This window comes from Streptomyces sp. CBMA291, assembly GCF_014596525.1.
Classification (GTDB): Bacteria; Actinomycetota; Actinomycetes; order Streptomycetales; family Streptomycetaceae; genus Streptomyces.
Map to the genome: position 1 here is coordinate 1 of NZ_MSJP01000059.1, position 25,764 is coordinate 25,764.

19 protein-coding genes and 1 pseudogene are annotated in these 25,764 nt (G+C 73.2%); 10 read left to right on the top strand and 10 right to left on the bottom strand.

Annotated elements, in window-relative coordinates; translation table 11 throughout:
- The first annotated feature begins 546 nt into the window (after positions 1–546).
- On the top strand, positions 547–996 hold the full coding sequence (locus BU197_RS15465; RefSeq protein ID WP_188268868.1) for a PTS glucose transporter subunit IIA: 450 nt from the start codon (positions 547–549) through the stop codon (positions 994–996).
- 80 nt (positions 997–1,076) lie between these two features.
- Complete coding sequence (gene ptsP, locus BU197_RS15470) at positions 1,077–2,747, top strand: phosphoenolpyruvate--protein phosphotransferase (RefSeq protein ID WP_188268869.1); 1,671 nt, start codon at positions 1,077–1,079, stop codon at positions 2,745–2,747.
- A gap of 73 nt (positions 2,748–2,820) precedes the next feature.
- Here ptsP and BU197_RS15475 read toward each other — a convergent pair whose 3' ends face one another.
- Both BU197_RS15475 and BU197_RS15480 read right to left on the bottom strand, forming a co-directional pair.
- On the bottom strand, positions 2,821–3,720 hold the full coding sequence (locus BU197_RS15475) for a hypothetical protein (protein WP_188268870.1): 900 nt from the start codon (positions 3,718–3,720) through the stop codon (positions 2,821–2,823).
- A gap of 23 nt (positions 3,721–3,743) precedes the next feature.
- Positions 3,744–5,027 (bottom strand): MFS transporter, encoded by a 1,284-nt coding sequence (locus BU197_RS15480; protein WP_317452292.1) that lies wholly within the window; start codon positions 5,025–5,027, stop codon positions 3,744–3,746.
- Between the two features lie 45 nt (positions 5,028–5,072).
- Here BU197_RS15480 and BU197_RS15485 point away from each other — a divergent pair, with 45 nt between their 5' ends.
- The 3 genes from BU197_RS15485 to BU197_RS15495 all read left to right on the top strand — a co-directional run bounded on the left by BU197_RS15485 (position 5,073) and on the right by BU197_RS15495 (position 8,522).
- Positions 5,073–6,392 (top strand): aminotransferase class I/II-fold pyridoxal phosphate-dependent enzyme, encoded by a 1,320-nt coding sequence (locus BU197_RS15485; protein ID WP_188268871.1) that lies wholly within the window; start codon positions 5,073–5,075, stop codon positions 6,390–6,392.
- Between the two features lie 172 nt (positions 6,393–6,564).
- Positions 6,565–7,413, top strand: a complete 849-nt coding sequence (locus BU197_RS15490; protein WP_223183811.1) for an RNA polymerase sigma factor — start codon at positions 6,565–6,567, stop codon at positions 7,411–7,413.
- Positions 7,410–8,522 (top strand): CU044_5270 family protein, encoded by a 1,113-nt coding sequence (locus BU197_RS15495; protein WP_188268872.1) that lies wholly within the window; start codon positions 7,410–7,412, stop codon positions 8,520–8,522. Before BU197_RS15490 ends, BU197_RS15495 begins: the two co-directional genes overlap by 4 nt.
- A 39-nt stretch (positions 8,523–8,561) precedes the next feature.
- Here BU197_RS15495 and BU197_RS15500 read toward each other — a convergent pair whose 3' ends face one another.
- On the bottom strand, positions 8,562–10,532 hold the full coding sequence (locus tag BU197_RS15500) for an acetoacetate--CoA ligase (protein WP_188268873.1): 1,971 nt from the start codon (positions 10,530–10,532) through the stop codon (positions 8,562–8,564).
- A gap of 215 nt (positions 10,533–10,747) precedes the next feature.
- Here BU197_RS15500 and BU197_RS15505 point away from each other — a divergent pair, with 215 nt between their 5' ends.
- Entirely contained in the window at positions 10,748–13,174 is a 2,427-nt protein-coding gene (locus BU197_RS15505) for a glycoside hydrolase family 31 protein (protein ID WP_188268874.1), read from the top strand.
- A gap of 45 nt (positions 13,175–13,219) precedes the next feature.
- Here BU197_RS15505 and BU197_RS15510 read toward each other — a convergent pair whose 3' ends face one another.
- The gene (locus BU197_RS15510) at positions 13,220–13,729 is read right to left on the bottom strand and encodes an NUDIX domain-containing protein (RefSeq protein WP_188268875.1); all 510 of its coding nucleotides are present in this window, start codon (positions 13,727–13,729) and stop codon (positions 13,220–13,222) included.
- A 59-nt stretch (positions 13,730–13,788) separates the two neighbouring features.
- Here BU197_RS15510 and BU197_RS15515 point away from each other — a divergent pair, with 59 nt between their 5' ends.
- From BU197_RS15515 to BU197_RS15525, 3 genes are all read left to right on the top strand, one after another.
- Positions 13,789–14,610: a M15 family metallopeptidase gene (locus BU197_RS15515; RefSeq protein ID WP_188268876.1), complete on the top strand. Its 822-nt coding sequence runs from the start codon at positions 13,789–13,791 to the stop codon at positions 14,608–14,610.
- Positions 14,611–14,813: 203 nt separating this feature from the next.
- Positions 14,814–15,281, top strand: a complete 468-nt coding sequence (locus BU197_RS15520) for a Zn-ribbon domain-containing OB-fold protein (protein WP_188268877.1) — start codon at positions 14,814–14,816, stop codon at positions 15,279–15,281.
- A 26-nt stretch (positions 15,282–15,307) separates the two neighbouring features.
- A complete protein-coding gene (locus BU197_RS15525) occupies positions 15,308–16,465 on the top strand; it encodes a lipid-transfer protein (protein ID WP_262928248.1) in 1,158 nt (385 codons plus the stop codon).
- A gap of 81 nt (positions 16,466–16,546) precedes the next feature.
- Here BU197_RS15525 and BU197_RS15530 read toward each other — a convergent pair whose 3' ends face one another.
- The 5 genes from BU197_RS15530 to BU197_RS15550 form a co-directional block, all read right to left on the bottom strand.
- The gene (locus BU197_RS15530) at positions 16,547–17,101 is read right to left on the bottom strand and encodes an EF-hand domain-containing protein (RefSeq protein WP_188268879.1); all 555 of its coding nucleotides are present in this window, start codon (positions 17,099–17,101) and stop codon (positions 16,547–16,549) included.
- A 210-nt stretch (positions 17,102–17,311) separates the two neighbouring features.
- Positions 17,312–17,917: a GTP-binding protein gene (locus BU197_RS15535; RefSeq protein WP_188268880.1), complete on the bottom strand. Its 606-nt coding sequence runs from the start codon at positions 17,915–17,917 to the stop codon at positions 17,312–17,314.
- A complete protein-coding gene (locus BU197_RS15540) occupies positions 17,898–18,323 on the bottom strand; it encodes a DUF742 domain-containing protein (RefSeq protein WP_188268881.1) in 426 nt (141 codons plus the stop codon). Before BU197_RS15540 ends, BU197_RS15535 begins: the two co-directional genes overlap by 20 nt.
- Positions 18,324–18,333: 10 nt before the next feature.
- Positions 18,334–18,780: a roadblock/LC7 domain-containing protein gene (locus tag BU197_RS15545; protein WP_188268882.1), complete on the bottom strand. Its 447-nt coding sequence runs from the start codon at positions 18,778–18,780 to the stop codon at positions 18,334–18,336.
- Entirely contained in the window at positions 18,777–21,758 is a 2,982-nt protein-coding gene (locus BU197_RS15550; RefSeq protein ID WP_188268883.1) for a nitrate- and nitrite sensing domain-containing protein, read from the bottom strand. Before BU197_RS15550 ends, BU197_RS15545 begins: the two co-directional genes overlap by 4 nt.
- 436 nt (positions 21,759–22,194) lie before the next feature.
- Here BU197_RS15550 and BU197_RS15555 point away from each other — a divergent pair, with 436 nt between their 5' ends.
- Positions 22,195–22,563 (top strand): hypothetical protein, encoded by a 369-nt coding sequence (locus tag BU197_RS15555; protein WP_317452111.1) that lies wholly within the window; start codon positions 22,195–22,197, stop codon positions 22,561–22,563.
- A gap of 82 nt (positions 22,564–22,645) precedes the next feature.
- On the opposite strand, the pseudogene BU197_RS15560 reads toward BU197_RS15555, so the two are convergent.
- Positions 22,646–25,764: pseudogene (locus BU197_RS15560) on the bottom strand (hypothetical protein); the annotation flags it as partial.

A 25,764-nucleotide genomic window follows, 5' to 3' on the forward strand; every position in this document is an offset into this window, starting at 1 on the left:
ACCTCGACCATCCGAAGATGGACGGGGTATCAACTAATCTGGCGTTGATTTTTGGCACGCTGTTGAGTTCTCAAGGTGCGGACGCTTCCTTCGTTCCTGTTTCCAGGCCCTCCGGGCGCTTCCTTCGGTATTTCGTGTTTCCAGCTTAGCAGACCCGATTTCCGTTTCCGCCACCCGCTGGAGCGGGCTGCCAGGGCTGGAATTCGCTTTCGCTTTTCCGTTCCCGGCGGGGTTGAACATTACCAGGCTTTTTCGTTCCCCCTGACCAATCCCTCTGCGAGCATGCAGAGGTGTAGACCACTGGGGTTAGGATCAAGCTTGATGGTGCTGCCGACCAGCGACATGAAGCCGCGGTGGGGTCAGGCAGGAGTACGACAGTACATCCCACCGCCAGTACAGGCAAATCGTTCCGGTGGTCCCTAGCTCCGCATAACTCGTACGTCTCATGCGGAACCGGGACTTCTTATGACATACGCTTCAGAACAGTACGCCGTCCAGGACAGGTAGTGACGGCGTAACACGATCTCCGCCCCTGGGAGGCTTCCCATGACAACCGTGACGTCGCCGCTTGCTGGACGCGCCATCGGTCTCGCCGCAGTTCCCGACCCGGTCTTCTCCGGCGCGATGGTCGGTCCCGGTACCGCCATCGATCCCGTACGTGAGCCCTCGGAGGCCGTCTCCCCCGTCGACGGGGTCATCGTCTCCATGCACCCGCACGCCTTCGTCGTCGTCGACAACGACGGTCACGGCGTACTGACGCACCTCGGCATCGACACCGTTCAGCTGAACGGGCAGGGTTTCGAGCTGCTCGTGAACAAGGGTGACCGCGTGACGCGCGGACAGCCCGTCGTGCGCTGGAACCCCGCCGACGTCGAAGCGGCCGGCAAGTCCCCCATCTGTCCCATCGTGGCCCTTGAGGCCACGGCCGACTCGCTCTCCGACGTCGTGGAGGACCGCGACGTGAAGGCCGGCGACGCGCTCTTCGGCTGGAACTGATCCACGGCGTCCCCGTGACGACCGCGCGTTCCACATTCATCGCGGCGGCCGGAGCCGCCGCACTATCGGAGACAGGTGAGATGGAGACAACGCTGCGAGGTGTCGGCGTCAGCCACGGTGTGGCGATCGGCGAGGTCCGGCACATGGGCACGGCGGTCCTCGAACCGCCGGCCAAGCAGATTCCGGCGGACGAGGCGGAGCGCGAACAGGGGCGCGCCCGTCAGGCCGTGGAAGCTGTCGCCGCTGACCTGATTGCACGCGGCAATCTGGCCGGTGGCGAGGCGCAGCACGTGCTGGAGGCCCAGGCGATGATCGCCCAGGACCCGGAGCTCATCGCCGATGTCGACCGCCGCATCGCCGTGGGCAGCACGGCCGAGCGCGGTATCTACGACGCCTTCTCGCACTATCGCGAGCTGCTCGCCGGGGCCGGCGAGTACATGGCGGGACGGGTCGCCGACCTGGACGACGTGCGGAACCGGATCGTCGCGCGCCTGCTCGGCGTGCCGATGCCCGGCGTGCCGGACAGCGACGAGCCGTACGTGCTGATCGCGCGTGACCTCGCCCCCGCCGACACGGCGCTGCTCGACCCGGCGCTCGTCCTCGGGTTCGTGACCGAGGAGGGCGGGCCGACCAGCCACAGCGCCATTCTGGCGCGGGCCCTGGGCGTGCCGGCGATCGTCGCGCTTCCGGGCGCGGGCGAGCTGGCCGAGGGCACGCTCATCGCGGTCGACGGTTCGACCGGCGAGATCTTCGTGAACCCGAGCGAGGAGAAGAAGGCGGAGCTGACGCGCGCCGCGGCGGCACGGAAGGCCGCGCTGTCCACGTCCAGCGGCCCCGGCGCCACCTCGGACGGGCACAAGGTCCCGCTGCTCGCCAACGTGGGCGGTCCCTCGGACGTCCCGGCGGCGGTGGAGGCGGGCGCCGAGGGCGTCGGCCTGTTCCGGACCGAGTTCCTCTTCCTGGACGACAGTTCCAAGGCGCCGTCCGAGGAGAAGCAGGTCGAGGCCTACCGGAAGGTCCTGGAGGCGTTCCCCGAGGGCCGGGTGGTCGTGCGGGTGCTCGACGCCGGAGCGGACAAGCCGCTGGACTTCCTGACCCCCGCCGACGAGCCGAACCCGGCTCTCGGCGTGCGGGGGCTCCGGTCGCTCCTGGACCACCCCGAGGTGCTGCGGACGCAGCTCACGGCGCTGGCGAAGGCGTCCGAGGGCCTGCCCGTGTACCTGGAGGTCATGGCGCCGATGGTGGCCGACCGTACGGACGCGAAGGCCTTCGCCGACGCGTGCCGTGAGGCGGGGCTGCGGGCGAAGTTCGGTGCGATGGTCGAGATTCCCTCGGCCGCGCTGCGGGCGCGCTCGATCCTCCAGGAGGTCGAGTTCCTGTCCCTCGGCACCAACGACCTGGCTCAGTACACCTTCGCGGCCGACCGTCAGGTCGGTGCGGTGTCCCGGCTCCAGGACCCGTGGCAGCCCGCGCTGCTCGACCTGGTGGCGCTGTCCGCCGAGGCGGCCAAGGCCGAGGGCAAGAGCTGTGGCGTCTGCGGCGAGGCCGCGTCGGACCCGCTGCTCGCGTGTGTCCTGACGGGTCTGGGCGTCACCTCGCTCTCCATGGGTGCGGCGTCGATTCCGTACGTCCGGGCGACGCTGGCCAAGTACACGCTGGCGCAGTGCGAGCGGGCCGCCGCCGCCGCGCGGGCGGCCGACACCGCGCACGAGGCGCGGGTGGCCGCGCAGGCGGTGCTGTCCGGGGAGTGATCCTTCCCGTACCGCTCTTCGAAGGGGCTTTCCGTCACGGTGGTGGCGGAGAGCCCCTTCGGCGTTCACGGGGTCAGTGGTGGGCGGGCCAGTCGTCGTCGGGGTCGGTGGGGAGGGGGAAGCCCGCGCGGTGCTCGACGCCGGGCTCCGGAGGGAGGGGCTCCCCGGTGCGGTTGTCCGTGCAGTAGGCGGCGAAGACCTCGGCCTCGGTGAGGGGGACGAGGGAGCCGTCGGTGAGGCGCCAGCCGTGGAGCCGGTCGGGGGCGCCGGGGGTCAGGGTGCGCAGGACGAGTCCGCCGCGGGCGCCGAGGGCGATGCCCGCGGCGAGTACGGCGGTGAATTCGGTGGCCGGTTCCTCCGCCACCGAGGCGGGCCGGGTGGAGCCGTCGGCCTGGAGGGCGGCGAGGAGCTGGTCGTCGGCGGCGGGGACGCTACAGACGAGGTGGTGGGTGCCTGGCCCCGCCGCGTCGAGGAGTCGGGTGAGGAGGGTGGTGGCCCGCTCGAAGGCGGCCTTGCCGATGTCCTTGCCGCAGGTGGCGCAGTCGCCCGTGGTGGCGAGGACGGTGGTGGCGTACTCCCAGGTGGCGTGGCGGACGGCGGTGTCGACGAGGTCGGTCAGCAGGTCGGCGAAGGGCTGGCCCGTATAGGCGATGCGGGCCCCGGTCACGGCGAGGTGGGCGGTGAATCGGCTGCGGCTGGCGGGGTGGTCGGGGTCGATGGCGGTCTCGGCGCAGTAGGCCGCGTACTCCTCGGGGTCGAAGAGGGTGACGGTGGTGTGTCCGCCCTGGCGGGCGAGGGTCTTGAGCAGGGCCTCGACCTGCCGGACGTAGGTGGGGTGGTCGTCGAAGACGAAGGTCCGGTACTGGCGCATCGTGGTGAAGTCGTGCTCGTCGGCGAGGAGGCCGACGGTGCTGGGGACTTCCCGGCGCAGGGCGCGTCGGAGGCTTGCCTGGGTGGTGCCGGTCCGTGTCATGTCTCCCCCTGGTGACAGTCCGATCAGTGCTCACTCACCGTAACCTTGGGCACTGACAGTGACGGTGTGGGGAGGTGGCGGCGGACGAGTCGGCTCTGGGCGGTGGTGGCGGCGACGAGGACCGTGCCGAGCGCCGGCCAGGCGAGGGGGCCCGCCGCGACGAGGCCGGTCATGAGGAGGGGGCCGACGCATCGCTGGGTGGACTGGGCGAGGCCGTGGACTCCGAGGTAGGCGCCTTGGGCGTCGTCGGGGGCGAGGGAGACGGAGATCTCCCAGGAGGCGATGGTGTGGATCATCTCGGCGAAGGTGAGGGCGACAGCCGCGATGACGAGTGCGGTGACGGCGAGGGTGGGGCCGCCGAAGGCCGAGGCGGCGAGGGCGAGGGTGCCGAGGACGAAGAGAGCCGCGAGGGGGCGGAGCAGGCGGCGGGCGGCCTCGGCTGTGGTGCCGAAGCGGGAGAGCGGGACCTGGAAGAGCACGACGAGGACGCTGTTGACGACCATCAGGAGGGGTGCGATGCCTACGGGGGCGTCGGTGGCGTGGACGACCCAGAGGGGCAGGGCGACCTGGAGGATCGAGTCGTGGAGGAAGAAGACCGCGTCTCCCGCCGTGAAGGCGAGGAAGCCCCGGTCACGCCAGGGGTTGGAGGGCTTGGCCGCGGGGGCGGGGTCTGCGGATGAGGCGACGACGCGGGTGGCGGGGGCCGGGGGTTCGGCGCAGCGGAGGGTGAGGGCCGCCATCACCAGGTAGGAGAGGGCGTCTCCGACGAGCAGCAGGTGGAAGGCGGTGGTGGTGCCGACGGCGAGCGCGGCGGCGGCGCCGAGTCCGCCGAGGGTCCAGCCGATGTTGGAGACGGTGCGGTTGACGGCCTGGTAGCGGACGCGTTCGGGGCCCGCGACCCGGGCGGCGTAGAGCTTGGTGAGGACGTTGGTGGCGCGGTCGGGGAGGGCGCCCGCCGCGGAGACGAGGACGAGCAGTGGGTAGTCGTCGGTGACCAGCAGGGCGAGGAGCGCGGCCGAGCGGAGCAGTTGGGTGGCGATGAGGACGCGGACGAGGGGGAAGCGGTCGGCGAGGCGTCCCCCGAGGGGGGCGCCCGCTATGCCGACGGCGCCGGAGACGCCGACGAGGAGGCCGATCTGTCCGAGCCCGAGGCCGGTGACATAGGTGAAGTAGAGGGCCATGGCCGTGGACCAGAGTCCGGTGCCGCACTTGTCGATGAAGTTGACGAGGAGCATGCGGCGGCCGTCGGGTCCGCCCGGGACGCGGTCCTTCCCTGCCGGTCGGGTGGAGCGGGTGGCGCGGCTCATGAGTCCCCCTTGCGAACTGCTTTGTATCAATACATACTTGACTACGTGACAGCACAATATGCGATCGACGGTACGACGGCCAAGGGGATCGCCGCCTCGGTGGAGCGCGGGGTGGCCGAGGGCGGACTCTCCCCCGGCGACGCGCTGCCCCCCGTACGGCGGCTCGCGGACCTCCTGAAGGTCAGCCCGGGAACGGTCGCGACGGCCTACAAGGAGCTGCGGCGGCGGGGGGTCGTCGTCACGCGGGGGCGGGGCGGGACCGTCGTGGCGGAGGTGCCTTCGGTGGCCTCCCGGCGCCCCCCGCGCGTGCCGGACGGTCTCGTGGACCTGGCCGGCGGCCATCCGGACCCGGCCTTCCTGCCCGTACTGCGCCCCCCGTCGACGGTCGGCCCGGTGTACGGGTCCCATCGCGCCGCGCCCCGGCTCGCGGCCCTGGAAGGGCTGACGCGGGAGTGGTTCGAGCGGGACGGGGTGCCCGCCGAGCACGTCACGTTCGCCCATGGGGCGCTCGACTGCATCGCGCGCCTGCTCGCGACGGAGCTGCGGCCCGGCGACGCGGTGGCCGTGGAGGACCCCGGCTTCCACCATCTGCTCGATCTGGTGCCCGCGCTCGGCCTGCGGATGGTTCCCGTGACGGTCGACGGCGAGGGGCTCGTACCGGAGTCGCTGCGGGCGGCGCTGCGCGGCGGGGCGCGGGCGGTGGTGTGCAGCCCCCGGGGGCAGTGCCCGACCGGGGCGTTCTTCACCCGGTCACGACGGGACGAACTGGTGGCGGTGATACGGGAGTTTCCCGAGGTGCTCGTCGTCGAGGACGACCACGCCGCGGACATCGGCGGAGGGGCGGCGCATACGCTCGCGGCGGCGGGGCTCGACCGGTGGGCCCAGGTGCGGACCGCTTCGAAGCACCTCGGGATCGATCTGCGGTGGGCCGGGGTCGCCTGCGATCCGGTGACGCTTGCGCGCCATGACGGACGGATGCTGATGACCTCGGGCTGGGTCAGTCATCTGCTCCAGGAGACGGTGGCCGGTCTGCTCGGCGATCCCTCGGTACGCGCGCGCGTGGCGGCGGGCGAGGAGGCGTACGCGGAACGGCGCGCGGGGCTGATCGGCGCGCTGCGGACACGGGGAATCCGGGCCGTCGGGGCGAGCGGCCTCAATGTGTGGGTGCCGGTGCGCGACGAGTCCGCGGTGGTCAACGGGCTGCGGACGCAGGGCTGGTGGGTCGCGGCGGGGGCCCGCTTCCGGATCGCCACCCCGCCCGCCGTACGGATCACCGTGGCGGCACTGGACGTACGGGAGGCGGACCGTCTGGCGGCGGACTTCGCCGGGGTACTGGGGGACGCTCAGGCCACCTACGGGGGGTGAGGGCTCGTCGCGACGTGTGCGCCGGGGCGCCTGAACGTGCCCCGCGCGCCGTGGCGGCCGCTCTCCGGGGCGTGGGAGAGGGGGTGCGGGAACAGGGCGTGGGAAAGGGAGTGTGGTCCAGGTCACGGGAACCCCGGTGAGCCAGGGCCCAGTGCAAGATGTGGAATCACCTATGAGAGATCGTTTCCGCGCCGGAGACCCCTCGGCGCTCGGGGAGGCGTACGACGAGCACGCACGCGTGCTGTACCACTACGCCTACCGGGTCTGCGGGGACCGCGCGACCGCGGAGGACGTCGTGTCCGCCGCGTTCCTGGAAGCCTGGCGCTGCCGGGGGAAGGTGCACGCCGACGGCGGCAGTCTGCGCCCCTGGCTGCTCGGCATCGCGACCAACATCATGCGGGGCGCCGCGCGGGAGACCCGGCGGCGCGACGCGGCCCTGGCCCGGATGCCCGAGCGCGGGGTGCTGCCGGACTTCGCCGACGAGGTCCTGGCCCGGATGACCGACGGGGAGCAGGTACGGGCCGCCCGTGCCGCGCTCGGAAAGCTGCGGCGGCGCGAGCGGGAGGTCTTCACCCTCGTGGTGTGGGCCGGACTCGACTACGCCGCCGCCGGGGAGGCCCTGGGGGTCCCGGTGGGAACGGTACGGTCCCGCCTTTCCCGGGCCCGTGAACGGCTTCGCAAGCTCGCCGATGCGGAGTTGCGCGCGGTGCGCCGGAAGGACCGGGCGGCGGGCGGCGCCGTCCGCTCCCCCGGAGGGCCCGCCGCCGCAAACGACGGCCGCACGCCCGCGCGTACTCCTGCCGAAGCCGGTCCCCGGACCGGGTGCGTGGACGGACCGGAGGCCGGTCTCCGAGCCGGGTTCGAAGCCGGGCCGGAAGCCGGTCCCGGTGCCGGTCCCGTAGTCGGACCGGAAACCCGTTCCCAAGCCGGGTCCGGAGGCGTGGCCGGTCGGTCCGTCGTCCGTTCCGCCGCCCGTCCCCCCGCCCTCGTGCCCCGATCGATCCCGGAGAACCAGGCATGAACGCCTTCGCCCCCCGCCCGCCGCACGCCCAGGGTCACGCGCGCGTGGATGCCGATGCGCTGCTGCGCGCCGAACTCGCCGAGCTGCTGCCGCCGCCCCGGGTGCCCGAGCTGACGCCGGAGCGGAATCTCGACCTGCGGCACGCCGTGCTGCGCACCGCCCTCGCCGAGGAGAGCGGGGACCGGCTGTCGGCCCCCGCTCGCCGGACCCGTCCCGGGTTCCGGTTCGGCCGGATCGTCCTGCCCGTCGCCGCCTGCGCGGTGGCCGCCGGGGTCACCGTGTTCGCGCTCCAGGACGCGCCCGCCGGGGCTCCCGGGCCCGACCGGGTGGGCCTGCGGGCCTCTGACGGGGCCGGGCGGCTGCTGAACCGGGCCGCGCTCGCCGCCGCAGCCGCCCCCGCGCCGGACGTGCGGGCCGACGGGTACGTGTACGTGCGGAGCCTGGTCGCCCACGCCGGCCGCTCGGCGTCCGGCGGAGCCGCCTCGCTGCCCGCCGCCCGTCAGCGGGAGGTGTGGCTCTCGGCCGACGGCAGCCGCACCGGGCTGCTGCGCGAACCGGGCGCCGCCGATGTGGAACTCGGCACCCGGCTGCCGGTGTACGAGCTGGACGGCCCGGGTGCCACGCCCCGGAAGACCACGCTCGACGCGGCGCCCCCGTCCGTCACCCATCCGACGCACGCGTACGTGGCGGCGCTTCCGACGGATCCGGGCGCGCTGCTGGGGCTGATCCGTGAGGAGACCCGTCGGCCCGAGGGGGACGCCGATCAGCGCGCGTTCACCGCGATCGGGACGCTGCTCGCCGAGACCTGGGCGCCGCCGAAGGTCACCGCCGCGCTGTACGAGGCCGCCGCGCGCATCCCCGGGGTGACGGTGCTGCCGTCCGCGAAGGACGCGGCGGGCCGGGAGGGCGTCGCCGTGGCGCGTACCTCCGGGGGCGAGCAGACCCAATGGATCTTCGACCGTTCGACGTCGGCGTTCCTCGGGGAGCGCACGGTCCTGTCCGAGGCGACCTCGGCCGGTCCGGCCGGTACCGTCCTCGGGGTCTCGGCGGTGCTGGCCAAGGCGGCGGCCGCCGCCCCCGGCGAGCTGCCCGGGGCGGCGCGGGCGTGACCGGCTCGCTCGGGGCCGGGCGGGGGTGACCGGGTCCGCTCAGCCCTTGCGGGAGGCCGCCAGGTCCTCGTAGAAGCGCAACAGGCCGAGGTCGTCGACGGAACCTGCGTTGACGGCCTTGGCCAGCGGCGTGCCCTGGAGCAGCCGCTTGACCGGGACCTCGATGCGCTTGCCTGTGAGGGTGTGCGGGACTCCGGGGACCTCGATGATCTCGTCGGGGACGTGCCGCGGGGAGAGTTCCGAGCGGATCGTGGCCTTGATGCGGGCGATCAGCTCGTCGTCCAGGGCGGCGCCCTCCGCGAGGTGGACGAAGAGCGGCATCCAGTAGCCGCCGTCGGGCTCCTCCAGGCCGATCACGAGGGACTCGCGGATCTCCGGGAGGCGCTCGACGGCCTCATAGATATCGGCGCTTCCCATACGGACGCCCTGGCGGTTGAGCGTGGAGTCGGAGCGGCCGTGGATGACGACCGAACCGTGGTCGGTGATCGTGATCCAGTCGCCGTGGCGCCAGACGCCCGGGAACATCTCGAAGTAGCTCTCGCGGTAGCGGCTGCCGTCGGGGTCGTTCCAGAAGTGGATCGGCATGGACGGCATGGGGTTGGTGACGACCAGCTCGCCGACCTCGCCGATGACCGGCTTGCCGGAGGGGTCCCAGGCCTGGAGGTCGGTGCCGAGGCCGGCCGCCTGGAGTTCGCCGATGTGGACCGGGAGGGTGGGGACGGCCCCGGCGAAGCAGGAGCAGACATCGGTGCCGCCGCTGACGGAGGCGATCCAGAGGTCCTCGCGGACCTCGTCGTGGAGCCAGCGGAAGCCGTCGGGCGGCAGCGGGGAGCCGGTGGTGGCGACGCACCCCACGGCCGAGAGGTCGAAGTCCCGGCCCGGATGGACGTCGGCCTTGGCGCAGGCCATGACGTACGCGGCGGAGGTGCCGTAGAGGGTGGCGCGGGTGCGTTCGGCGACGCGCCACTGGGCGGCGATGTCCGGGTAGCCGGGGCTTCCGTCGTACAGGACGACGGTCGTACCGGTGAGGAGGCCGGAGACGAGGAAGTTCCACATCATCCAGCCGGTGGAGGTGTACCAGAAGAACACGTCCTCGGGGCCGAGGTCGCAGTGCAGCCCCAGCTGCTTGACGTGCTCGACCAGGATGCCGCCCTGGGACTGGACGATCGCCTTCGGCAGGCCGGTGGTGCCGGAGGAGTACAGGACCCACAGCGGGTGCGCGAACGGGACGTGCTCGTAGACGGGCTCGGTGTCGGAGGCGACCAGGGCGGCCCAGTCGAGGGCGCCTTCGGGCGCCGGGGTGCCGAGGATGGGGATGTGGACGACCGCGCGCAGGGTGGGCAGTTCGGCGCGGAGTTCGGCCACGGTGTCGCGGCGGTCGTGCTCCTTGCCCCCGTAGCGGTAACCGTCCACGGTGAACAGGACGACCGGCTCGACCTGCTGGAAGCGGTCGAGGACGCTGCGGGCGCCGAAGTCGGGGGCGCAGGAGGTCCACACGCCGCCGACGGCGGCGGTGGCGAGCAGGGCCACGACGGCTTGCGGGACGTTGGGCAGATAGCCGCTGACGCGGTCGCCGGGGCGTACGCCGAGGGCGCGGAGTTCGGCGGCGAGGGAGCCGACCTGGCGGCGCAGTTCGGCCCAGGTGATCGGGGTGGGCTCGTGTGTCTCGTCCACATGGAGCAGGGCCGTGTCGTGGGGGCGCTCGTCGGCGGCGCGCAGGGCGTGCTCGGCGTAGTTGAGGGTGGCGCCGGGGAACCACTCGGCACCGGGCATGGAGCGGTCCCCGAGGACCCGCTCGTGCGGGGTGGCGAAGCGGAGGTCGAACCACTCGACGACGGCCTGCCAGAAGGCTTCGAGCTCGTCGACGGACCAGCGGTGGAGCGCCGGGTATCCGCCCTCCGCCGGAGCGCCGTGGTGCTCGGCGGCCCAGGACTGGAAGCGGGTGACAGCGGACGAGGCGATGCGCTCCTCGTCGGGCTGCCAGAGCGGCTCGGTCTGCGCTGATGTCATGGAGGGGGCTCCCTGGCTGTACACGGGGTCGGCGTGTGTCCCGCGCACGTGCTGGGGTGTGCGCGTGACGCGGCTGACAGGACGATGTCATGTGATCGTCTTTCGCACCAGGGGCGGCCGCCCATGGTCGGGCAGTTGAACATGTGCTCCCACCATGGGTGAACGGAGACTGAACGGAGCCTGTTCCGTCCCTGGTGGGTGGCAGGGTGAGCCGCATGTACGGTCGTGAACTGGTGCGTTCGATGAAGGTGTTCGGCTCGGTGCGGGGGTTGCGGACGGTGCGGGCGGCGTGGCGGCAGCGCCGTACGGACGCGCGGCAGCTGCCGCCGAGGGGCCCGGAGCGGGCCCGGGTGCCGGGGCTCGCGGTGGTGGCGGAGGCCTCTCCCGGCGGGGGGACCATCCGGTTCGCGCGGTCCGTCCTGCGGGTCTGCGTGTCGGCGGGCGGCACCGTCTTCTGGGCCTGGGACGGGGCCGGTCCGCTCCCTTCGTACGCGCTGGCCGGGGAGGCTCCCGATCCGGATCCCCGGGCCGTTCTGGAGCCGGACACGGACGGCGGCTGGCGGATCGTCTCGGAGCGGGTGACGGTGGCGGTCTCCCGGCGCGGCGCGGTGGAGATCCGCACCCCGGGCGGAGTGATGCTGCGCAGGGACCTGCCGCCCCGGTGGTGGGATCCGGTGTCCGGGCCCGAGGACGCGGTGGAGGGCCCGGCGGCCGGGGCCGGGCAGGCGCCCGCCGGTGCCGCGCGCTGGGTGCAGCGCAGCGAGCTGCCGGCCGACGCCCGGTTCTTCGGGCTCGGCGGACGGGCGGCGGGGCCGCGCCTGAGGGACGGCTCCTATCGGCTGTGGAACACCGACCCCAAGGGCGGTTTCCGGCCCGGGGACGACCCTCTGTACATCACCATGCCCGTGCAGTTCGTCGTCTCGGACGCCGGAACCCATCTGGTCTTCCACGACAACTCCTGGGACGGCCGGGTCACCCTCGCCGAGGGCGAGGAGGGGGCGGGTTCCGGGCACGACCGGCCGGCGACGAGCGAGGTCCGCATGGACGGCGGGCCCCTGCGCTGCTGGGTGGTGGTCGGCACCCCCGCACGCGTGCTGCACCACTGGGCGGCGCTCACCGGCGCGCCCGCGCTGCCGCCCGCCTGGGCGCTCGGGCCGCAGCACGCGCGCTGGGGCTTCGGCAGCGCCGGGGAGGTACGGCGGGTGGTCGCCGGGTACCGGGAGCGGGGTCTCGCCCTGTCCGCCGTACACCTGGACATCGATCACTACGACGGGCACCGGGTGTTCACCGTCGACCGGGAGCGTTTTCCCGATCTGCCGGGGCTGGCGGCCGAGCTGCGGGAGCAGGGCGTGCGGCTCGTGTCGATCGTGGACCCGGCGGTGAAGGCCGAGCCGGGGAACGCGGTGTACGACTCCGGGCGGGCGGCCGGGGCGTTCGTCAGGGGCGCGCGGGGCGAGGAGGTGCGCGGGGTGGTGTGGCCGGGGGCGTGCGCCTATCCGGACTTCACGGATCCGGCGGTACGGGAGTGGTGGGGAGGGCTGTACGAGGAGCGGCTGCGGCAGGGGTTCTCGGGGGTGTGGCACGACATGAACGAGCCCGTCTCCTTCGTGCCCTTCGGTGATCCGACCCTGCCCCGCTCGGCCCGGCACGCGCTCGACGGCCGGGGCGGCGACCATCGCGAGGCGCACAACGTGTACGGCCTCGCGATGGCGCGGGCCGGATACGAGGGGCTGCGTCGGCTGCGGCCCGACGAACGGCCCTTCCTGTTCTCCCGCTCGGGCTGGGCCGGTATGCAGCGGTACGGGGGCACCTGGTCGGGCGATGTGTCCACGGGCTGGCCGGGGCTGCGGGCCTCGCTCGCCCTGGTGCTCGGGCTCGGGCTGTGCGGGGTGCCGTACTCGGGGCCGGACGTGGGCGGCTTCGACGGCACTCCGTCACCGGAACTGTTTCTGCGCTGGTACCAACTGGGGGCGTGGCTGCCGCTGTTCCGTACGCATGCGGCGATCGACGCGGGGCGGCGCGAGCCCTGGGAGTTCGGCTCGGAAATCCTGGAGTACGCGCGCGTGGCCCTGGCCGAGCGGGAGCGGCTGCGGCCGTACTTCACGACCCTGGCCCGGCTCGCCCGGATGACGGGCGCGCCCTATGTCCGGCCGCTGTGGTGGGGAGCGCCCGAGGACCGGGCGCTGCGGGAGTGCGAGGACGCGTTCCTGCTCGGTGACGCGCTGCTCGTGGCGCCCGTCTTCGCCGAGGGCGCGGAGCGGCGGTCGGTCGGGCTGCCGCGCGGCCGCTGGTACGACACGTCGACGGGGCGGGCGTACGAGGGGCCCGGCCGGGTGGTGCTGGACGCGCCGCTCTCCCGGATACCGGTCCTCGCGCGGGCCGGGGCGGTGCTGCCGGTGCTCGGCGACGACGGACGGCCGGCCCTGGAGGTGTGGGCGCCCGCGCCGGGGCGGACCGGTGGCGGTCTCGTCGTACGGGACACGGGGGACGGCTGGGAACCGGCCGAGATCGAGCGGTACCAGTCACGGCTGGTGGACGGCCGGGTGGTCGTGGAACGGGTGACGGACGCGGGCGTGGAGCGGCCGGAACTGCCGGTGCGGGTCCGGGGGCTGGAGGGCGGGGAGTCGGCTTCCGAGGGGTGAGGCCGGTGGTCCCGCAGGACCCCTGCTCCCCTCCGTGGCGGGCCCTCAGCCGTACTCCCCCGCGAACCACTTCCGTACGGCCTCGGTGTGGAGCGGGAAGGCCAGTTCCCGGGGGGTGTGGAGCAGGTGGTGGCCGGTCGTCTCGTCCGTGGCGGCGGAGGGCGGGAGGGTGTGTGCAGGGCGGGGCGGGAGGAGGCCGAAGAGGAGGAGGTGTCCGGCCGGGGAACTCATCGCGTCGGCGAGCCGGACGTCCTCGGCCGGGGCCCTGATGCCGGTCTCCTCGCGCAGTTCGCGGGTGACGGCGGCGCGCCAGTCCTCGGCGTGGTCGATGAAGCCGCCCGGCAGGGCCACGCCGCCCCGTGCGGGCTCGATGGTCCGGGTGACGACGACCAGACCCGTACGGGCGCCGTCGACGGCCGGGACGAGGGCGACGGCGACAGGCAGCGGGTTGCGGTAGGCGGTGGCGCCGCAGACCGGGCAGGTGCGGGGCCAGCCAGCGTCGGCCGGGTAGCGGGCGCCGCAGGACGAGCAGTGCGCGTCACGGGTGTCCTTCACGGGACCGACCGTACGCGATCGCCCTTCCCCGGCGCCGCCGTACCTGGTAGACGGTGCGCATGACTGGACTCGTCCGCACACTCCGCACCCTTGCCGTCACGGCCTCGGCCGGGCTGCTCGCCGTCGCGGGTGTCCTCGCGACCCCCGCTCCCCCCGTCTCGGCCGCGCCGGAGCCCAAGGCGCCAAGGGAGTTCACGGCGCTCTCCTCGGTCGATCCGACGATCCTCCAGGAGATGCGCTACGCGACCCGGCACAACTTCACGGGTGTGCCGGTGGACGGCTACCGGCAGCCGCTGTGCGTCCTGACCCGGTCCGCCGCCGAGGCGCTGCACCGGGCGCAGGCGCGGCTGCTGGCCCGGGGCTACACGCTGAAGGTGTACGACTGCTATCGGCCGCAGCGGGCCGTCGACCACTTCGTGCGCTGGGCTGAGGATCCGGCGGACGAGCGGATGAAGAGGGAGTTCTATCCGCTGGTCGACAAGTCGAGGCTGTTCGCGGACGGTTACATCGCGGAGAAGTCCGGGCACAGCCGGGGCTCGACGGTGGACCTGACGGTGGTACGGCTTCCGGCCGTGCCCACGCGCGCGTACGTGCCGGGCGAGCCTCTGGCGGCGTGCTACGCGCCCCGGGCGGAGCGGTTCCCGGACAACTCGGTGGACATGGGGACCGGGTACGACTGCTTCGACACCCGCTCGCACACGGACGATCCGAGGGTCACGGGCGAACAGCGTGCCAACCGGCAGCTGCTCAAGGGGGCGCTGGCGGAGCAGGGGTTCGTGAACCTGCCGGAGGAGTGGTGGCACTACACGTTCAAGCCGGAGCCGTTCCCTGAGACCTTCTTCGACTTTCCGGTGGCCCGGAGGTCGGTGGCCGGTCACTGACGGTTTGCTGCGGTGCCGGGGGGGCGGGTACTCGGTGGCGGGTGCTTGGTGACGGGTGCTCGGTGGCCCGCGCCTCCTCTCGGCCGGAGTCTTCGGTCGACCGGCGGCTTCCGTACACCCGTGTCTTCCGTCGGCCGGGCTCCCGTGTCACACTCCTGACGGTTCGTCAGCTCAGTGATGACCGGCGGCACGGGAGGCCCCCGATGACACGGACGCGCAGACCGGTGGTGGCCGGCTGGTTCACCGACGACGCGGTGCCGGGGGGCCGGTTCCGGCTGCTCGGCACCCGCTGCACGGCCTGTGCGTCGGTGTTCTTCCCGCGCGAGGACCACGCCTGCCGCAACCCGTTCTGCGGGGGCGGCGAACTCGCCGAGGTCCCGCTCTCCCCGCGTGGCCGGGTCTGGTCGTACACCGACGGTCGGTACCGCCCGCCCGCCCCCTACGTGTCCGACCCGGACGCGCCCTGGGAGCCGTACACCCTCGTCGCCGTCGAGCTGGCGGAGGAGGCGATGGTGGTCCTCGGGCAGGCCGCCCCCGGGGTCACGACGGCCCATCTCGCCGTCGGCATGGAGGTCGAGGTGGTGCCCGGCGTCCTCCACGAGGACGAGCGGTACGTCTGGACCACCTGGAACTGGCGGCCCGTGGCCGGGCGGCGGGAGGAGCGGCCGTGAACGACATCGCCGTGCTCGGGGCCGGGATGCACCCCTGGGGGAAGTGGGGGCGGAGCTTCGTCACCTACGGGACGGCCGCCGCCCGTGCCGCGCTCGCCGACGCCGGTCTCGACTGGGCCGACGTCGGGTCGGTCGTCGGAGCCGACACCGTGCGCTGCGGCTATCCCGGTTATGTGGCGGGGGCGACGTTCGCACAGGCCCTCGGCTGGCAGGGCGCGCGGGTCACCAGCGTCTACGCGGCCTGCGCCTCGGGAGCCCAGGCCATCGGGACGGCGCGGGCGCAGATCCTGGCCGGGCTCGCGGACGTGGTCCTGGTGGTGGGCGCGGACTCGACGCCCAAGGGCTTCCTCGCTCCTGCCGGGGGCGAGCGGCCCGACGACCCCGACTGGCTGCGGTTCCGGGTGCTCGGGGCCACCAACCCCGCGTATTTCGGCCTGTACGCGCGCCGTCGGATGGACCTGTACGGCGACACCCCCGAGGACTTCGCCCGGGTCAAGGTGAAGAACGCGGCGGCCGGGGCGCTCAACCCGCTGGCCCGCTATCGGGCCCGGGTGACCGCCGAGGAGGTCGCCGCCTCCGCCGTGGTCGCCGATCCGCTGCGGCTGCTGGACATCTGCGCCACCTCCGACGGCGGAGCCGCGCTGGTCCTGTCCGGCATGGACTTCGCGCGACGGCACGGACATTCCGATCCGGTGCGGATCCGGGCCGTGTCGACGGTCTCCCCCACCTACCCCAAGGCGGTGCTCGATCTGCCGGACATCGCGACGGACTCGGCGGTGGCCGTCGCCCCCGCCGCGCACACCTTCCGTGCCTCCATCGCGCGCGCCGCGTACGAGGAGGCCGGGATCGGTCCCGAGGACCTGTCGCTCGCGGAGGTGTACGACCTGTCCACCGCGCTGGAGCTGGAGTGGTACGAGGACATCGGGCTCTGTCCGCCGGGCGAGGGCGCCAAGCTGCTCGGGGAGGGTGCGACGGCGCTCGGGGGGCGGCTACCCGTCAACACCAGCGGAGGGCTCGCGTCGTTCGGGGAGGCCGTGCCCGCGCAGGCGATCGCCCAGGTCTGCGAGCTGACCTGGCAGCTGCGGGGCACTGCGGGCGCCCGTCAGGTGCCGGGGGCGCGGGTCGGCGTCTGTGCGAACCAAGGCTTGTTCGGGCATGGGTCGGCGGTGGTGGCGGTGCGCTGAGGACACCCTCGCCAAGTGGTCGGAACCCCGCTCCGCGAAGGCTCTTCCCCGGGGTTCAGACCGTCTTGTCAGACCGTCTCGTCAGGCCGTCTTGTCGAGAGGGCCGATCAGCCAGTTGCCCGGTGCCTTGTCGTCGGTGCTCAGATAGAACTCCCTGATGGCCGTACGGAACTCCTCGTGGCTGATCGCCCCGTCGCCGTCCCGGTCGAGCCGTCGGAACGCCTCGCCCGAGTGCTCGGGCGGGATTCCCAGGGCGCTGTACATGCGTACGTACTCGTCCTTGCTCAGGACTCCGTCACCGTTGGTGTCCAGTGCTCTCATCAGGGCGTCCGCGATCGCGAGCACCGCCTTCTCGAAGTTCCGCGGATCCGTGACGTTGGCCTCCATCACGTCGAGGAACTCCTTGCGGGTGATCCGCCCGTCCCCGTCGGCGTCCCCATGGGTGAGCAGCACCCGCCACCACTCCTCGAACGCCTCCCGCATCGCCGAGGCGTTCTCCTGGTCGTCCTCGGCGGCGAGGGCGGTGAAGAGATCGCCCATCGCCTGGAAGTCGTCGTGCGTGAGCACACCGTCGCCGCCCTGGTCGAACCAGTCGAAGAGCATGCTGAACTTCTGACTCTTCACCCTGACCGGCATGCTTCCGTCCTCTCGCGTGCTCCCGGACCTGGCGGCGGGACATCGCCCCGTCGATGCCCCGCCCCGACTCCGCCAGTGCTTTCGACGCACGTTAGAGCGATCAAGAGAAGCCGGGCAATGACCGGAAGGGAGGTTCACACTTTCGAAGCACAAACGTCCGATGATCGCACGATCGAGGGGAGCGGCACCTCCGCAAGGAGGGCCCCGAGGTCAGCGGGCGGCCGTCGCGTGTCCCCGGCCTGCGAGGACGAGGGCGTGTTCGACGACGGCCACGAGCACGTTCTTCACGGACTCCCGGTCCCGCGCGTCGCACATCAGCAGCTCCACCTCGGGGTCGAGGTCGAGCGCGCCGCGCACGCTCTCGGCGGGGAACCGCCGGGCGCCCTCGAAGCAGTTGACGGCCACCGTGAAGGGGATCCCGCGCCGCTCGAAGTAGTCGATGGCCGCGAAGCTGTCCTCAAGACGGCGGGTGTCCGCGAGGACCACCGCGCCGAGCGCGCCCTGCGCCAGCTCGTCCCACAGGAACCAGAAACGGTCCTGGCCCGGAGTGCCGAACAGGTACAGGACGAGGTCCTCGCGGAGGGTGATCCGGCCGAAGTCCATGGCGACCGTCGTGGTCGTCTTGGACTCCACCCCGTGCAGGTCGTCGACGGGTCGCCCCACCTCGCTGAGGACCTCCTCGGTCCGCAGCGGTCTGATCTCGCTGACCGCACCCACCAAAGTCGTCTTGCCGACCCCGAACCCGCCCGCGACGAGGATCTTCAGGGTCATCGGCTCGATGACGGAGTGCTTGCGGCTAGAGCGCCCGAAGGCCATTGATCACCTCGCGGAGAATGCTCACGTCCGGCAGTTCGGCCGGCGGAACGGGGCGGGTCACATGGACGAGTTCGTCCTCGACGAGATCGCCGACGAGGACCCTGACCACCCCTACGGGGAGGTCGAGCCCGGCGGCCAGCTCGGCGATCGACTGGGGCTGCTCGAAACAGCGTTCGACGATCTCCACGTGTTCCGGGGAAAGCGACTGGTCCCGGCCGGGATCGTCGGCGGCGGGTTCCGGAACGACGATGGCGATGAGGTCGAGCCGGTGACGGCTGGCCGCGCTCGTCCGGCCGCGGGTCATCGCGTACGGACGGACCACCGGTCCGGCCTCGTCGTCGAACCAGTGAGGGTGGCCGGGGGCAGGGCCCTGGTTCTGCTGGTTCCGCTCGGCTGCGTCAGTCATACCGTCCCGCTCACCCTCCCGAGGGCAGACCGGATCGGGGGGCCGTCGTGAGGTGGACCCCGACCCTCTTGACCATCAGCGTCATCTCGTAGGCGACCTGGCCGACATCGGAGTCGACGTCCGCCAGCACCGCGAGGCAGCTGCCGTCGCCCGCGGCCGTCACGAACAGGAAGGCGTCCTCCAGCTCGACGACCGTCTGGCGCACCTTGCCCGCCTCGAAGTGGCGGCCGACACCCTTGGCGAGGCTGTGGAAGCCGGAGGCCACGGCGGCCAGGTGCTCGCCGTCCTCACGGGTCAGCTCCTGAGACGCACCGGTCGGAAGGCCGTCGCTGGAGAGCACGAGGGCCTTCCGGATCGAGCCGACCCGCTGGACGAGTTCGTCCAGGAGCCAGTTCAGTTCGCCGTTCCCGCGCGTGGCGCCGGAAAGAGTGGGTGCTGTGGCGTTCGGTGCGGTCATCGACCGTCCCCCTCGGGTGTCGTTCCTGGTGCTGTCGGTTCGTCCGGATCGGCGTTGTGCCGACGTCCGCGCGTCCAGCCGCGCTGCATGGCGGCCATGCGCGCGCGTACCTCCTCGGCGTCCCGCTCGAAGGAACCGGGCTCCTCGGACGCGCTGCCCGTACGGGCCTGAGCACGCGCGCCCGTACCGGTGTCGGCCGGGCCGTCGGTCCCGCGCAGCTGCGGCGCGAGACTGGCCTGGCGGATCCGGCGGGGCAGTCCGCCGAAGGGCTCGGGGCCGTCCGCCCGGACGGGTCCCTCGCCCGGTACCGGGACGAGCGTGGGGCCGGAGCCCCACGAGGGCGCCTGCGGCCCGTCCCCGTCGGCGCCGTGGTCCTGACGCCGACCGGGAACGCCGGGTCCGACGGTCCCGGGAAGGTCCGGTGCGGTCTCGGAGGAGCGCCCGGGTGCCGGGTGCGCCCGGCCGGTGAGCGGCTGGTCCCGGTCGGGAAGCGGATGGTCCCGCCCGGGGAGGCCGTGCGGACGGTCCGGGGAAGGGTCCGTGCGGTCCGAGAGGCCGTGGCCTCGGTCCGGCGAAGGCCCCGCACGGTCCGGAAGGCCGTGGCCCCGGTCCTGGGCGGCGGCGCTGATGCGGTCCGGTTCGTCGACGCGGCGCCCGTGGTCCACGACGAGGGTGGGTGTCGGGCGGCGGCGCGGCAGCGGCACCGGGCCGTCGTCGGCACCGCCCTCGTCGTCCCGGCCGTCCTGGCCGTCCGTCCGGTCCTGGCCGCCCTGCGGCTGGGGCCCGTCGGCCGGGGCCAGGCCCGCGCGGCGACCGCGACGGGGCCGGAAGAGACCACCGCGCTCGCTGTCGCTGTCGAGCAGATCCGCCGAACGGTCGAGCAGGACGTCGAAGTCCTCCGCGCCGAGCGGCCCTTCGAGTTCGACGGGTCCGTCCAGCGGGCCCGGCATCCCGGTGACGTCCGGGACGCGCGCGAGCGCGGGACGGCGGCTCGGCAGCGCACCGGGACCGGCCGTCTCGTCGGCCTGGGTGGTGTGCTCCGGAACCTTGCGGTCCAGCCGGAATCCGGCTCCCTGGGTCTCGGGCGCGTCGGTGAGCAGGGTGGCCGGGATGAAGACGACCGCCGTGGTGCCCCCGTACGGGGAAGTCTGGAGCGAGACACGGACGTTCTGGCGCTGGGCGAGGCGGCTGACCACGAAGAGGCCGAGCCGGTCGGTGTCCGACAGCTCGAACTCGGGGGTCTCGGCGAGCCGCAGGTTGGCGTCGAGCAGGGCGTCGGCGTTCATGCCGAGGCCCCGGTCGTGGATCTCCAGGGTGAAGCCGTTGGCGACCCGCTCGCCGAGGACCTGCACGGCGGTGTGCGGGGGCGAGAACACCGTGGCGTTCTCCAGGAGTTCGGCGATGAGGTGGGTGAGGTCCGCGACGGCGGGCCCGCCCACGCCGAGGCGCGGGAGCCGGCGCACCTCGATGCGCTCGTAGTCCTCGACCTCCGCGACGGCGGCGCGGACCACGTCCATGAGCTGGACCGGCTTGCGCCACTGGCGGGAGGGGGCGGCGCCGGAGAGGATGACCAGACCCTCGGCGTGCCGTCGCATACGGGTGGTGAGGTGGTCGAGCCGGAAGAGGTCCGCCAGTTCGTCGGTGTCCTCGGTGCGCCGCTCCATGGTGTCGAGCAGGGTCAGCTGGCGGTGCAGCAGGACCTGGTTGCGACGGGCGAGGTTGACGAACACCTCGGAGACGCCCCGGCGCAGTTCGGACTGCTTGACGGCGGCTTCGACGGCGGCGCGCTGGAGGGTGTTGAGGGCCTGGCCGACCCGGCCGACCTCGTCTTCTCCGTACCCCAGATGGGGGACCTCGGTGGCGACGTCGACCTGTTCGCCCGCCGCGAGTCTGCGCATCACGCTGGGCAGCCGGACGCCGGAGACCTCCTGGGCCTCCTTCTGGAGCCTGCGCAGGTCGCGGACGAGGGCGCGGCCGATGCGGATGGAGACGACGATCGAGGCGAGCAGGGCGAGGAAGCCGAGGACGCCGGCGATGCCGACCTTGAGGAGGACGCTGCGGGCGGCGGGCGCGACCCGTTCCTGGTAGCGGTCGCCCGCGGCGGTGTTCTCCCGTGCGAGGTCGTCGAGGAGGGGGCCGACCTGGTCCTGCCAGGAGGCGGGGGTGATGGTGCGCGGTGCGTTCGTGGGGCCCGCTTCGACGATCGCGTTCTCGGCGGCGCGCAGCGGCCGGGTGCCGGGGCTGTTCCAGTACTTCTCGAAGTGGTCGCGCTCGGCGGGCGGCAGGAGTTCGAGGTTGACGTCGTAGAGCTGGGTGCGGTTGGCGATCAGGTCGGAGACGGCGCGGATCTCCTCGCGGGTGAAGCGGCCCGCGAGGAGCGCGGAGAGGACGAGGGCGTCCTCCCGGGAGAGCAGTTCACGCGCGCGCGTGATGCCGACGAGGGCGCGGCCCTGCTTGTCCATCTCCACGTTCTCCAGTGCGTGGAGAGTGAGGAGGAAGCCGTAGCAGGGGTCGACGAGCCGGTTGTAGAACTCCAGGGCCTGGATGCGGCCGATGTCCCGGTGTTCGACGGAGTGGCGCAGCGAGTCGAGGCCGTCGAGCGCGTCGAGGAGGGAGGTGAGCCGTTGGGCGGTGGCGGGCCGCATCTCCTCGCGGACGCCCGGATCGGCGGCGTTGGCGCGGATGCGGGTGATCTGCCGGTCGGTGGCCTCGCGGGTCTCGCGCAGGGAGTCGAGGGCTTCGGAGCCCCGGGGGTCGGCGAGGTAGATCAGCGACTGGCGGCGTTCGACCTGGATGACCCGTGCGGTGTCCTCCAGGGGGTAGCCGACCTTGTCGACGATGTAGCCGACGTCGAGGAGTTGGTCGGCTTCCCGTCCGGTGAGGACGGTGGCGAACCCCCAGAGGCCGGTGAGGGAGACGAGCGGTACGAGCAGCAACGCCACGATCTTCCTGCGGATGGACTTCCCGCGAAAGCGCATGGCCTCCCCCAGCTCGGCCTCCGTGCGCCACGGAGGTCCTTCACGTTCGTGACGTCCGGTGTCAACACCCGGCGTCAACCTTGAATTTCAACAAACGGCGGCGTGAGCCTACTACTGCATCAAGACCATCTCGAAGGCATGTCCGGCCTGTTTTCAGCCTGTCGGGTGAGTGCCGATCGTGAGATGTCCCGCTATTCAGGTAGTTGAGATCGGCCACTGTGGCGGAGGACACCGGATGCCATGCCCTTTCCGCTGTGTGGGGAGATGGCTGGAACTTTCTGTTCCGGCCGTCCGTATCGGGCGTTTCCGGGGGGTCGGGCGAAACCTTCGCTCCCTCTCGTGCGTCAATAAGCACGGGGAGGTCGCTGTCCGCGTAAAGGTGCTCAAGCCGGGCAGTCACCCCTTGAGTCGTTCAGCGGTGGGGAGTGACAGGACCATGGGATACGAGGCGCGGCCGGCGGGGCAGTTGTGGGTGGAGGAAGAGCGGGGCACCCAGCGGATGCCCGATCCGGTGCGCGACGCCGCGGTGCGCGCGGTGATGATCACGTCGGTGACGCTGATCCAGGCGGTGGTGGCGTTCCTCTGTAGTGTGGCGGGCTCCTGGCTGGCGTTCCCGGTCACCCTGACCGCGGTCGCCTCGACCGTGGTGGCCACCTGGAGCGTCCTCGACGTGTGGGTCACCCGTCAGGTGTGGCGTCAGCGGGGCGGTGTGGTGTCGGAGCCGAGCAGTACGGCCCGTCCGTCGATGCGCGACAGGCGCGGGGCGGAGCGGGCGGAGACCACGTCGCTGTCGGAAGCGGCTTGAGACCGCCGGTGTGAGAGCGCGGGAAGGCCCGGTCCCCTGGTGGGGGCCGGGCCTTCCCGCGTACGACGGTCCTGCGGCCCTGTTACGGGGCGTCCACCAGGGCCGGTTCGTCGGACTGATGACGGCGGAACATGCGGGTCGCCGTGATCTCCCCGTGGATCGCCTCGCCCTCGGAGGCGGGCTGCGGAAGGCCGGGGCGCAGATGCTCCTCGACGCTGATGTACTTCAGGCCCGCCCGCAGGTCGGCGTCGTTGCGGAGGCGGATCACCAGCGGGAACTCGGCGAGCGCCGTCGTGTCGAACAGGCCCGTCGTGTAGAGGAGCTGGACGCCCAGCGCGTCCGACACGGCCCGCTGGAGCTCCAGGAGGTACGTGGCGTTGGCGCGGCCGATCGGGTTGTCGAGGAAGAGCGTGCCCGCGTGCCGGTGCTTGTCCCGTCCCCGGTCGTTGGAGCGGAGCGCCGCCATCGTGCAGTACAGGGCGATGGCCGCGGTGAGCAGCTGGCCGCCGGAGAAGACGTCGCCCATCTGTCCGACGGGCACCCGCTCGGCCCGCAGCACCGCGTCGGGCTTGAGGATCTCGACGGAGACGCCCTTGGGTTCGAGCGCCGCCTGCACCCCGCGCAGCAGCAGGGACATGCCGTCGCGGCGCAGGTCCGAGTTCTTCCTGACGGCGGCGCGGGTGGCCTCGTCGACGACCTCGCCGAGCCGCTCCGCGAGGGTGGCCTGGTCGGGTTCCTCGAAGCGGATGCGCAGGAACTCCTGGCCCGACCACTCGCCGAGCCCCTCCGGGAGCCGGGAGAGCCGCTGTGCGGAGCGGAGCGTGGCGAGGGAGGACTCCACGAGCCCGCGCAGCCGGTCCACGATGGAGTCGCGGTTGCGCTCCAGCTGTTCCAGCTCGTCGGTGAGGACCCGCAGGCGGGGCGCGAAGGCCTCGGCCCACTTGGCGGCGTGCTCGGGCAGCGCGGACGCGGGCAGTTCGCGGATCTGCTGGCGGGCCGGGGTGCGGACCTGCTCGTAGCGGGTGGAGTTGGCGTGCCGTACGAGGATGTCGCCGGCCTCGCGGACGGCGGCGTCGGCCGAGGACAGCTCGGCGGTGCAGCCGCGCAGCGCCCGGCGGGTCTCGGCGGCCGTCGTACGGGCCTCCTCCAGGGTGCCCCGGTAGGGCTCGGCCTCCTCCCGTTCCTCGTCCGGGTGGTCGCGGAGCAGGTCCCCGAGGAGGGCGGCCGTCTCGTCGAAGCCGCCCGCCGCGTCCTCGGCGGCCCGGTGGTCCCTCAGCAGCCCGGCGTGGGCGGCGCGGGCGGCCTCCAGGGCGTCGGTGCGGGTGGCGAGTTCCGTGGTGGCGGTGCGGAGCAGGGCCTGTGCGCGCTCGGCGTCGGCGGGCACCTGCTCCTCCGGCAGTTCGGTGTGCGCCCCGCCGTCCTCGGGGGCGAGGCGCTCGGCCTCGCCCCTGAGGCGTCCGAGCTTCTCGCTCGCCTCCGAGGCGCGGCTCTCCAGCATCTGCACCAGGGCCTCGGCGCGGGCGGCGGCGGCCTGCCGGGACGGGCCGTCGGCGCCGTCGGTGGACTCCAGGAGCTGCTCGGCGCGGGTGCGGACCTTGTTGGTGAGGCGGTCCAGCTCGGCGAGGGCGGCGGATTCGTCGCTCTCGGCGCGGGCCTGCTCGGCGCGCAGGTCGGCGCCGACGCCGACCTTCTCGTAGAGCTGGGAGGCGGCCCGGTAGGCCTCGCGCAGGGTGGGGAGCGCGACGCGCGGGGCGTCGGCGTCCACCTCGGGGAGGGTGTCGGGGGCGCCCGCGATCTCGGCGCGCTCGGCGCGCAGGGCGCGGGCGGTGCGGTGGGCGTCGTCGGCGGAGCGCTGGGTGGCGCGGCGGTCCTCGTCGGCGGCGCGGGCGCGTTCCAGACAGGTCTGGGCGCGGGCCTCGGACTCGGTGGCATCGTCGGCGAGTTCACGGAGCTTGGCCTGCCAGGCGGAGCGTTCGCGCAGTCGGTACGCGAGGCCTGCCAGGGCGTCGGCGACCCTGCGGGCGCGCTGGGCGGCCTCCTGGCGCTCGTCTCGGGTCCTGGCGGCCTCGGCGGCGATCTCCTCGGCCTCGGCGCGGGTCGTGCGGGCCTCGTCGAGGGCGGCGGCGGCCGCCTCGGCCGTCTCGCGGGCGGTGGCGGCGACGGCGGCGAGTTCGGCGAGCATGCCGGGCGGGCAGTCGGCGCGCCAGGCGCCGATGCGGGAGGCGAGGGCGCGGTCGCCCGCGAGCCGGCCGGCGAGGGTGCGGATCTCCTCGTCGCGGGCCGTGGCGCGGGCGCGCAGGGCGTGTCGTTCCTCGTCGGCCGCGTGCTCGTCGTGCATGGCCGGGTTCGGCGGGACGAGGAAGACGCCGGTGTCGTCGGCGGTGTCCCGGTCCGGTACGGGGGCGAGGAGGGCGGCTGCGGTGCCGACGGCGACGGCGGAGCGGGGCAGCAGGGCGGCCGATGCCAGGGCGTCGCGGGCGCGTCCGTAGGAGACGGGGTCGGTGATCACGACGCCGTCGACGAGTTCGGGGCGGGCGGCGAGGACCCGGGCGTGGTCGGCGGGGTCGACGGACTGGGCGAGGTAGCGCCAGCCGGGGAGGGCCGGGATACCGTGCTCGCCGAGGTATTCGACGGTGGCGAGGACGTCGGGGCCAGGCGGCAGGAGTCCGCCGTCGCCGAGCGCGCCGAGGATGCGGGAGTCGTCGGCGGCGGCGGTGCGCAGGTCGAAGAGCTGACGTTCGGCGGAGGTGACGGCCTGGTCGAGCATGCCGCGCAGTTCGTCGGCGTACCGGTCGAACTCGGTGACGGTGAGGGGGCCCTGGGGCGCGGTCCCACCGGTCCCGGACGTACCGGAGGCGGGCCTGGGCGTACTGGAGGCAGGCCTGGCCGTACCGGACGCCTGGTCGCCGTCGTCGGTGCGGTGTCCGGGATCGCCGGTGCGCTGTCCGGGAAGCGAGCCGACGGCCGGGCGGGACGAGTCGGTCGCGGGGATCGGCGAACCGGTCGCGGGGAGGGACGGGCCGGTCGCGGGGAGGGACGGGCCGGTCGCGGGGAGGCTGAGGAGTTCGGCGAGGCGCTCCTCTCCGGCGAGGAGTTCGGCGGCGCGGCGCTCGGCGTCGTAGGCGTTCCCCGCGGCTTCGGCCGCGTCCGCCGCGCGGGCGGCGGCGAGTTCGGCGCGGGATTCGGCGGCGGCGGTCTCGC